The sequence below is a fragment of the Mycobacterium simiae genome (assembly GCF_008370645.1).
GTDB lineage: Bacteria > Actinomycetota > Actinomycetes > Mycobacteriales > Mycobacteriaceae > Mycobacterium > Mycobacterium simiae_A.
Genome location: NZ_VTZN01000230.1, coordinates 1 through 6304 on the forward strand (window position 1 = coordinate 1; position 6304 = coordinate 6304).

The 6304-nt window shown below is 62.8% G+C and carries 8 protein-coding genes; 4 read left to right on the plus strand and 4 right to left on the minus strand.

Annotated features, from left to right (window positions below):
- Positions 1-69: 69 nt before the first annotated feature.
- On the minus strand, positions 70-471 hold the full coding sequence (locus F0Q45_RS23495; protein WP_149656191.1) for a phage holin family protein: 402 nt from the start codon (positions 469-471) through the stop codon (positions 70-72).
- Positions 472-650: 179 nt separating this feature from the next.
- Between F0Q45_RS23495 and F0Q45_RS23500 the strand changes: the two genes are divergently transcribed.
- Positions 651-1913 carry a sialate:H+ symport family MFS transporter gene (locus F0Q45_RS23500; protein ID WP_149656192.1) on the plus strand — a complete coding sequence of 421 codons (1263 nt, stop codon included), beginning with the start codon at positions 651-653 and terminating at the stop codon, positions 1911-1913.
- Between the two features lie 467 nt (positions 1914-2380).
- Positions 2381-3667 carry an MFS transporter gene (locus F0Q45_RS23505; protein ID WP_149656196.1) on the plus strand — a complete coding sequence of 429 codons (1287 nt, stop codon included), beginning with the start codon at positions 2381-2383 and terminating at the stop codon, positions 3665-3667.
- Here the strand turns inward: F0Q45_RS23505 and F0Q45_RS23510 are convergent.
- The gene (locus F0Q45_RS23510; RefSeq protein WP_262491139.1) at positions 3664-4974 is read right to left on the minus strand and encodes a competence/damage-inducible protein A; all 1311 of its coding nucleotides are present in this window, start codon (positions 4972-4974) and stop codon (positions 3664-3666) included. The genes F0Q45_RS23505 and F0Q45_RS23510 overlap by 4 nt on opposite strands.
- On the opposite strand from F0Q45_RS23510, the gene F0Q45_RS23515 reads away from it, so the two are divergent.
- On the plus strand, positions 4904-5134 hold the full coding sequence (locus F0Q45_RS23515) for a hypothetical protein (RefSeq protein ID WP_149656194.1): 231 nt from the start codon (positions 4904-4906) through the stop codon (positions 5132-5134). The genes F0Q45_RS23510 and F0Q45_RS23515 overlap by 71 nt on opposite strands.
- On the opposite strand, the gene F0Q45_RS28065 is transcribed toward F0Q45_RS23515, so the two are convergent.
- Complete coding sequence (locus F0Q45_RS28065; RefSeq protein ID WP_188113118.1) at positions 5131-5337, minus strand: hypothetical protein; 207 nt, start codon at positions 5335-5337, stop codon at positions 5131-5133. The genes F0Q45_RS23515 and F0Q45_RS28065 overlap by 4 nt on opposite strands.
- A 178-nt stretch (positions 5338-5515) precedes the next feature.
- On the opposite strand from F0Q45_RS28065, the gene F0Q45_RS23525 reads away from it, so the two are divergent.
- Positions 5516-6022: a macro domain-containing protein gene (locus F0Q45_RS23525; protein ID WP_188113119.1), complete on the plus strand. Its 507-nt coding sequence runs from the start codon at positions 5516-5518 to the stop codon at positions 6020-6022.
- Here F0Q45_RS23525 and F0Q45_RS23530 read toward each other — a convergent pair.
- A partial coding sequence (locus tag F0Q45_RS23530) for an MTH1187 family thiamine-binding protein (protein ID WP_262491140.1) occupies positions 6007-6304 on the minus strand: 298 nt, incomplete at its 5' end. The two genes, F0Q45_RS23525 and F0Q45_RS23530, sit on opposite strands and share 16 nt — an antisense overlap.

Below are 6304 nucleotides of genomic sequence, written 5' to 3' on the forward strand. Positions count from 1 at the left end.
AGGTGCGCTGCGCGAACGCGCTGGTGGCGGGCAGACCTAGGACGACGGAGGTGGCCCGGCGGGGAACGACTAGGTTCCCCTGGCGCGGCGCAGGTCCCGAGTAAGCAGCGACAATACCCAGCTCACCATCGACAATAAGATCGCGGCCCAGATAGCGGTCCACCAGAAGTGGTCGATCTGCAGGCCCCACCGCGTGGTGTGCTCGGTAATTCGGGCGGTGATCCACAACATGAATGCATTGACGACGACGTGAAAAAGGCCGAGGGTCAGGATGTACAACGGGATCGCCAGGAATTGAACGGTGGGCTTGATGGTCGCATTAACCACACCGAAGATGACCGCGACGAGGAAGACAATGCCGATCTTCTCCAACGTCGTCTCACCGCCGACAAAGCGCACCCCTGGAAGGCACAGGGTGACTACCCACAACGCAAAGCCAGTCAATGCAGCACGCGCCAGAAAAGCCCACATGCGCCGATCCTGCCACTAATTCAGCCCATAGAAACGTTGCGCATTCATGCCGCCAATCTAGTGATGGGTATTGGCCACGTGTCCATCGGTGTCGATGATGCGCACCTACACCCAAGTTACCCGCGAGCTTGGCATGCCCCAAGGGGCGCGCCGCTGTACCTGTGCTGCACGATGCTGACGTGAGAACTCCATCGCTGACCGTCGATCAACGCAATTCATTCCTGGCAGCGTTCTTGGGGTGGACGATGGACGCCTTCGACTACTTCATCGTGGTGCTGGTCTATGCCGACATTGCAAAAACCTTCCATCACAACAAGACTGACGTCGCGTTCCTCACCACGGCGACGCTGGCCATGCGTCCGGTGGGCGCATTGCTATTTGGATTCTGGGCCGATCGCGTCGGTCGGCGGGTTCCGCTTATGGTCGACGTGTCGATGTATTCGGTGGTCGGATTCCTGTGCGCTTTCGCGCCCAATTTCACCGTGCTGGTGATCCTGCGCTTGCTGTATGGCATCGGCATGGGCGGCGAGTGGGGGCTTGGTGCAGCGCTGGCCATGGAGAAAGTTCCGGTGCAACGACGTGGCTTCTTCTCGGGGCTGCTGCAAGAGGGCTACACGTTCGGCTATCTGCTGGCCACACTCGCCAGCCTGGTGGTGATGAACTGGCTGGATCTGTCGTGGCGCTGGCTGTTCGGTCTTTCCATCATCCCGGCGCTGATCAGCCTGATCATCCGTTACCGGGTGAAAGAGTCCGAAGTATGGGAAGCCGCACAGAACCGCATGCGACTCACCAAGACCCGGGTCCGTGACGTGTTGCGTAACGCCGCGATTATCAGGCGGTTTTTCTATCTGGTGCTGCTGATGACTGCCTTCAACTGGATGAGCCACGGCACCCAAGACGTCTACCCGACCTTCTTGACCGCCACTGCCGACCATGGTGCCGGGCTGTCTACCACGACCGCTCGCTGGATCGCGGTCGTCTACAACGTCGGCGCTATTATCGGCGGACTGATCTTCGGCTCGCTCTCCCAGCGATTTGGCCGCCGCTATACCATCGTGTTCTGCGCGGTATTGGGGCTGCCAATCGTGCCGCTGTTCGCCTACTCGCGCACCGCGGCGATGTTGTGCCTGGGTTCCTTCCTGATGCAGCTCTGTGTCCAGGGCGCGTGGGGTGTCATCCCGGCTCATCTGACCGAGATGTCACCAGACGCCATTCGCGGCCTGTATCCTGGCGTGACCTATCAGCTCGGCAATCTGCTGGCGGCGCTAAATCTGCCCATTCAGGAATACCTGGCCGACTCACATGGATATCCCTTTGCCTTGGCGGCGACGATCGTTCCGGTGTTGACCGTGGTGGCCATCCTGGCGCTGATCGGCCAAGATGCCACCGGAGTCCGCTTCGGTACAGCCGAAAGCGCCTCTGCCCCAGCAAAAGTAGGGTGATTTAGCGCAATGTACGGCGCAGGCGCAGGCCGCGGTCGTGACGCCGCCGTCGCAACTATTTAACCAGGGTCTCGGCCGCGTACCTCCGGTTACCTAGATCTTTCGGAACTCTTCGTTCATCGGAGCGCAACAGTTACGATCCCAACTGGCCACGCCGACATGCGAATATTGGCAGCCGACCGAAGATCTCGGGGGTGGCTGAAACCCAGCGCTGGCATGGTAGCTCAGGACGTCTTTGGTCAATCAGCACTTCATATCTGGCTGGCCGGTAGGGCTCGTAAACCTCGGCATTCTACGGCAATTGCGATCGTATTGGTCTGTCTCAGTTCGGTAAAAAGGGGGCGGGACCAGCGCTTTCTCGTCACGAGCAAGGTTCTCAAAACATTGCGCGCCTGCGTCGATGGTTTGCAAATCGCTCAAGCGTGCCCGAGTTTTCCCAGGATCTTCTACTGGCGGCGCCGCATCTCATGCTGCACGATGCGGGGGTGACAACGCACTCGTTGACCAATGATCAGCGAAACTCTTTCATCGCAGCGTTTTTGGGCTGGACAATGGACGCGTTTGACTACTTCATCGTGGTGCTGGTCTACGCCGACATCGCCAGGACCTTCCACCACTCCAAAACCGAAGTTGCGTTCGTCACCACGGCAACCCTGGCCATGCGCCCGGTGGGCGCATTACTCTTTGGGCTCTGGGCCGATCGGGTTGGTCGGCGACTTCCGCTGATGGTCGACGTAACCTTTTATTCGGTGGTCGGATTCCTGTGTGCCTTCGCTCCGAATTTTACTGTGCTGGTGATACTTCGGCTGCTGTATGGCATCGGGATGGGCGGCGAGTGGGGATTGGGTGCCGCGCTGGCCATGGAAAAGGTCCCCGTACAGCGGCGGGGCTTCTTCTCCGGGCTGTTGCAAGAGGGCTATGCGTTCGGCTACCTGCTGGCCACAGTGGGATGCCTGGTGGTGATGAACTGGCTGGGACTATCGTGGCGCTGGCTGTTCGGTCTTTCCATCGTCCCGGCTGTGATCAGCCTGGTCATCCGGTACCGGGTGAAAGAATCCGAGGTGTGGGAAGCTGCGCAGGACCGAATGCGGCTGACCAAGACTCGAATCCGCGATGTGCTGTTGAACGCGGCAATCATTCGCCGATTTTTCTACCTGGTCCTCCTCATGACTGCGTTCAACTGGATGAGCCACGGCACTCAGGATGTCTACCCCAGCTTCTTGACCGCAACCACCGACCATGGTGCCGGGCTGTCCACTGCGACCGCCCGTTGGATCGCGGTGGTCTACAACATCGGCGCTATTATCGGCGGGCTGGCCTTCGGCACGTTATCGCAGCGACTCAGCCGCCGCTACACCATTGTTTTTGCAGCGGTTCTGGCGTTACCGATCGTGCCGTTGTTTGCCTACTCGCGCACCGCGGCGATGTTGTGCCTGGGTTCCTTCTTGATGCAGGTCTGTGTGCAGGGCGCCTGGGGCGTGATCCCCGCCCATCTGACCGAGATGTCACCGGACGCCATTCGAGGTTTGTATCCGGGGGTGACCTATCAACTCGGCAACTTGCTGGCGGCGCTGAACCTACCCATTCAGGAAAGCCTGGCGGAGTCCCACGGGTATCCGTTCGCGCTGGCGGCGACGATCGTGCCGGTGTTGACCCTAGTCGCGATACTGGCGGTAATCGGTAAGGACGCCACCGGAGTTCGGTTCGGCGCTGCCGAAAGAGACTTCGTCGCAGCAGAAGTGGCTGTGATCTAGCTTAAGGCGCGACGCAGTAGGTGCATGGCCACCGTTGTCGCGCGCTCTCGGATATCAGACCGGTTCCCGGGAAGCCGCAGCGTGCGGGTGACGGTGGGGCCATCGCCGAGCCGAACCGTGAAGCACACCGTTCCCACCGGCTTTTCCACTGTTCCCCCGCTAGGGCCGGCGATCCCGGTAATCGCGACGGCGGTGTCGGCGCCGAAGCGTTGCAGCGCTCCTGCCGCCATCGCCTGCGCGACCGGTTCGGAAACCGCGCCGTACGTCTCTATCAATGCCGGGTCGACGCCGAGCAGCTCCGCTTTTGCCTCGTTGGAGTACGCGACCACACCTCCCATCACGTAGTCGGACGAGCCGGGACGGTCGGTCAGCCGTGCCGCCAACAGCCCGGCGGTGCATGATTCCGCGGTCGCTATCCGGCGGCCGGCCAGTAGTTGCGCGACCACATCGTCTACCTGTGAGCCATCTTCGGAGTACACCTGCTGGCCATGCCGGTCGCGCAGCAGCTGCTTGAGCTGTGCGTACACGCCTGCCGCAGCTGGCTCATAACGAGTAACCATCTCAATTTCGCCGCGCCGCAGGCATGTCGTGATCTCCAGCGTGTCGAATCCGCGGACGGATGTTTCGGCGCCGCGCAAGGTCTCGGCCAGACCAGACTCGGGCAGCCCGAACATACGAATCGTCTCTTGCTGGTAGATCGTTCGGCCAGCGATGGCTTCTTGTGCCGCGGTTGTTTGAATTGCCTTGCGCCACATTGGTTGTAGCTCGCGTGGCGGCCCGGGCAGCACCATCACCGCCGGCCTTCCGGGTACCACTACGCCGGGTGCGGTACCCACCGGGTCAATCACCTGAGCTCCGGCCGGGATCATGGCCTGCTTGCGGTTGGCGGCCCGCACTGCTTCGAAGTCGCCCGGATTGAAGTGCGCCATCAGCTTCTTGAGGATGCTGGCGATCGTGTTCTCGACTTCGGTGTCCAGTACCAGCTCGCGGCCACAGAAACGGGCTACCACATCGATGGTCATGTCGTCGGCTGTCGGGCCCAGGCCTCCGCTGGTGATAATTAGGTCCACCCCTTGGTCGGCCATGAAGCGCAGCTGCGCTTCGATGTCGGCTGGGCGGTCACCGCAGATCGTGATGTGGGCCAGCTCGACTCCGAGCTCTAGAAGCCGATCGGCGATCCAAGGGCCATTGCGGTCTTGGATCCGCCCGGTCAAGACCTCAGTTCCGGTTACCACGATGCCCGCGCGAGCGCTCACCGTGACGAGCCTACGTACTTGTAGTAGCGGTGGTGAAAGTACTCGGGGCACGCTGACTGAGACCGTGCCGCCGCTGCGGCTCGACGATCTAGCTCAATCGTCGATCAGGCAGGTGTCAGCGGCCGGGGCTGCCGGGTTGGCCCGGTTGGCCTGGCGGGCCCGGTTCGCCGGGCTGCCCCGGCTGGCCCGGTTGGCCAGGGCTTCCGCCTAGACCGGGCGCGCCGCCGGCGCCGCCTGGCCCGCCCTCGCCGGGCTGACCACCGAGACCTGGCGCTCCGCCTGGGCCACCGGCACCACCGGGGCCGCCGTCGCCGCCGTCGCCGCCTCGGCCACCGGCGCCGCCTCTTCCCCCGGCACCACCGCGGCCACCAGCACCGCCGGCGCCGCCTCGCCCTCCCGCGCCGCCCTGACCACCGGGCCCGCCGGTGCTCATGTAGCGCGAACCGGTACAGGAGCGGAGTGACAAGCCATCGGTGTGCCTCCTCGTAAGTTGCTTACTTTGCTGCGATCGCGTCAAGCCATCTAACGCGGCCGGGTCATCGAAGCGCAAGAGCCTCACCCCCGAGGGCGGATTCAGATAGACAATATGTCGATGATCGACATAGAGGTAGTTCAGGCTGACGTGACCAGTCTCGAGGTCGACGCCATTGCCAACGCCGCCAATACCCAACTTCGGCATGCCGGAGGCGTTGCCGCTGCGATCTCCCGCGCGGGTGGGGCCGCGGTGCAGCGGGAATCGAACGACAAGGCGCCGATCGGGCTCGGGGAGGCGGTCGAAACCACCGCGGGCGACATGCCCGCTCGCTACGTCATCCACGCGGCAACGATGCAACTCGGCGGTGCCACCTCAGCGGAGATCATCGGCCGAGCCACCGCTGCTACCTTGCAGAAGGCCGACGAGCTGGGCTGTCGCTCGCTGGCTCTTGTGGCATTCGGCACCGGCGTCGGCGGATTCCCGGTCGAGGAGGCGGCACGATTGATGGTCGGCGCCGTTCGTCGGCACCAAGCGGATTCGCTGCAGCGGGTCGTGTTCGCCGTTCACGGCACGGCGGCCGAGCGAGCGTTCACCGCTGCTGTGCGGTCTCAGGACGACAGATAGCGCTCGATGGAAGCGACTTTCTGCGTCATCGCATCGGTGACGCCCGCTCGCCAGTCGGCCTTGATCACCGTGCTGACCCGCGGTGCGCGTGCAGCCACGGCTTCCACCGCGCGCTGCACCACCGCCATAACTTCTTCCCAGGTATCACCCTCGATCACGGTGAACATCGAGTCCGTCTTGTTGGGCAGACCGGAATTGCGAACCACCCGCACGGCTTCGGCCACGATCTCGCCCACCCCCTCCCCCACCCCTAGTGGGGTGACGGAAAATGCGACCACGACC

What these genes read in the sequence shown, in the direction of transcription:
- F0Q45_RS23505 (WP_149656196.1), top strand. Translation starts at nt 2,381, where the DNA reads ATGCTGCACGATGCGGGGGTGACAACGCACTCGTTGACCAATGATCAG.
- F0Q45_RS23495 (WP_149656191.1), bottom strand. Translation starts at nt 471, where the DNA reads ATGTGGGCTTTTCTGGCGCGTGCTGCATTGACTGGCTTTGCGTTGTGG.
- F0Q45_RS23515 (WP_149656194.1), top strand. Translation starts at nt 4,904, where the DNA reads ATGCCCGCGCGAGCGCTCACCGTGACGAGCCTACGTACTTGTAGTAGC.
- F0Q45_RS23525 (WP_188113119.1), top strand. Translation starts at nt 5,516, where the DNA reads ATGATCGACATAGAGGTAGTTCAGGCTGACGTGACCAGTCTCGAGGTC.